General features: G+C 51.3%; 2 protein-coding genes and 1 pseudogene. All 3 read right to left on the bottom strand.

The window, feature by feature from the left end:
- Positions 1 to 97: hypothetical protein (locus BG74_RS16795; RefSeq protein WP_439895664.1), on the bottom strand; the 97-nt coding region annotated here is incomplete at its 3' end.
- A 40-nt stretch (positions 98 to 137) separates the two neighbouring features.
- Entirely contained in the window at positions 138 to 1,811 is a 1,674-nt protein-coding gene (gene pyrG, locus BG74_RS04990; RefSeq protein ID WP_066597035.1) for a glutamine hydrolyzing CTP synthase, read from the bottom strand.
- Positions 1,812 to 2,063: 252 nt separating this feature from the next.
- Positions 2,064 to 2,438 (bottom strand): annotated as a pseudogene (locus BG74_RS04995) (hypothetical protein); the annotation flags it as partial.
- Between the last annotated feature and the right edge of the window lie 75 nt (positions 2,439 to 2,513).

Here is a 2,513-nt window from a genome sequence, read left to right on the forward strand (position 1 = left end):
CAACAAAACCACCCTCCAGGTGTACTTCTGCTTCTACGGTCGGATTTCCGCGGGAGTCGATGATTTCATGGCCAATGACTTTTACAATTTTGGACATTCGTATTTCCTCAGTACAAGTTAACACAATTCCTGACAGGCTACCATCGCCGATCGCGCTCAGGCTGCTCCCTGTTTTTATTCTGTGTCCGTTTTTGATAGTCGTCCGCGGCTTTGACGAAGCCCGCGAATAACGGATGACCATCACGAGGCGTCGAGGTGAATTCTGGGTGGAACTGGCTGGCAACAAACCAAGGATGATCCGGGTATTCGATAATCTCTACCAGCTTATTATCTCCCGACCAGCCGGCAACGCGCAGCCCGGCAGCCTCAATGTGTTTCAACAGCATATTATTGACTTCATAGCGATGTCGGTGGCGTTCCACGATGGTGGCCTCGCCGTACAATGCTCGCGCCAGGCTGCCGTCCGCCAGATGGCATGGTTGATTGCCGAGGTGCATTGTGCCGCCCAGATCGCTTTGCTCGGTGCACATTTCCAAATTGCCGTCCTCATCGCACCATTCAGTGATAAGCGCCACTACCGGATACTTACAGTCTGGCACAAATTCGGTAGAGTTGGCATCCTGCATCCCTGCTACGTGGCGAGCAAATTCGATTAATGCCACCTGCATGCCCAGGCAGATGCCCAGGTAAGGGATCTTTTGCTCGCGCGCATATTGAGCAGTCAGGATTTTACCCTCCACGCCACGATAGCCGAAGCCTCCGGGGATAAGGATAGCGTCCAAATCTTTCAATATTTCGACACCGCGGGTTTCAACATCCTGAGAATCGATCAGGCAGATATTTACCGTCAGGCGATTTTTCAGTCCGGCGTGTTTTAGAGCCTCGATAACCGATTTATAGGCGTCCGGCAACTCAATATATTTACCGACCATGCCAATGGTTACTTCACCGACCGGATTGGCCTGCTGATAAATCACCTGCTCCCATTCTGACAGATCTGCCTCGGGACAGTTCAAGCTGAATCGTTTACAAATATAATCGTCCAGCCCTTGCGATTTCAATAGAGCCGGAATTTTATAAATTAAATCAACATCTTTAAGCGAAATCACCGCCTTTTCCGGCACGTTACAGAATAAAGCAATTTTCGCTCGCTCGTTGTTGGGCACCGACCGATCGGAACGGCATATCAGCACGTCAGGCTGGATACCGATGGATAGCAGCTCTTTCACCGAATGCTGGGTCGGTTTGGTTTTTACCTCCCCCGACGCCGCCATATAAAGAACTAGGGTCAAATGTATGTAGAGGGTGTGCTCGCGTCCGATTTCCACTGCCATTTGACGAATGGCTTCCAGAAACGGCAGTGATTCAATATCCCCTACCGTACCGCCGATTTCCACGAGTACCACATCATGGCCTTCGCCGCCTTCTATAATGCGTTCTTTAATGGCGTTAGTGATATGGGGAATTACTTGAATGGTGGCGCCCAGATAGTCGCCGCGGCGCTCTTTTCGCAGCACGTCAGAATAGATACGGCCGGTGGTGAAGTTATTGCGGCGCGACATTTTGGTACGGATGAAGCGCTCATAGTGCCCTAAGTCCAGATCCGTTTCGGCGCCGTCTTCGGTTACGAAAACCTCGCCGTGTTGGATAGGGCTCATAGTACCAGGATCCACATTGATGTAGGGGTCCAGCTTCATGATGGTAACGTTAAGACCCCGGGCTTCGAGAATAGCCGCTAAGGAAGCTGCGGCAATGCCTTTACCCAAGGAGGAGACGACCCCGCCGGTTACAAAAATATAGTTCGTTGTCATGCTGAACCTGAAAAATTAGGTATAAGACGAAATAACCAAGACGGGAAGATAGTGTACCTGAAGCTGCGCTTCGTCACAAATATTCGTTTTGCTCATCCGCCTGCGCCCTGTTGCAAACCACCTCCGTGCAGTGATGCGATGTAATGTGATGGAAAAAATTCAAATAATAATAAAATAGAAAAAACCGGCCGTATCCGCTGTCTCGGCACATCAACCACCGCGGTACGTTACCTACAACCCGGAGTATCCGCCTTAATCGCGAAATCGCTGGCTGGGTCGGCAGCGCACGGTTATACCTCTTTTTCCCAGTGCTTGACCTTGCTGCCAAGCATCTTCGATTTGCTCCAAGGCTCGCCTGCGCAGGCGTAAGCCCTGTACATCAATAATCGCTTCCACCTGGTGGGGAAGCGGCGCTTGAATTTGCCGTTGGCCTATTGCAGAGCGACTTCCGCACTGGCCCAGATAGCGCGACAGGTTTACCGTAGCGGACAGCAAATCATCCACCTCCTCCGCAAGCTTGGATGGATCTACCTCCGGCTGACGCGCCTCATACATGACTTCATCGATCTCTTCATGAACTTTCGCCAGCACCGGCTCGAGAGTCGACCAATCAAAGCCTACCGCTGCGCGTTGAGCACTTCATAGGTCTCCTCCAGCATTCAGGGTGCGATGGAGTAAAAAGTCTGGTTTTATCCTAGTGGC

This window comes from Sodalis-like endosymbiont of Proechinophthirus fluctus (assembly GCF_001602625.1).
Classification (GTDB): Bacteria; Pseudomonadota; Gammaproteobacteria; order Enterobacterales; family Enterobacteriaceae.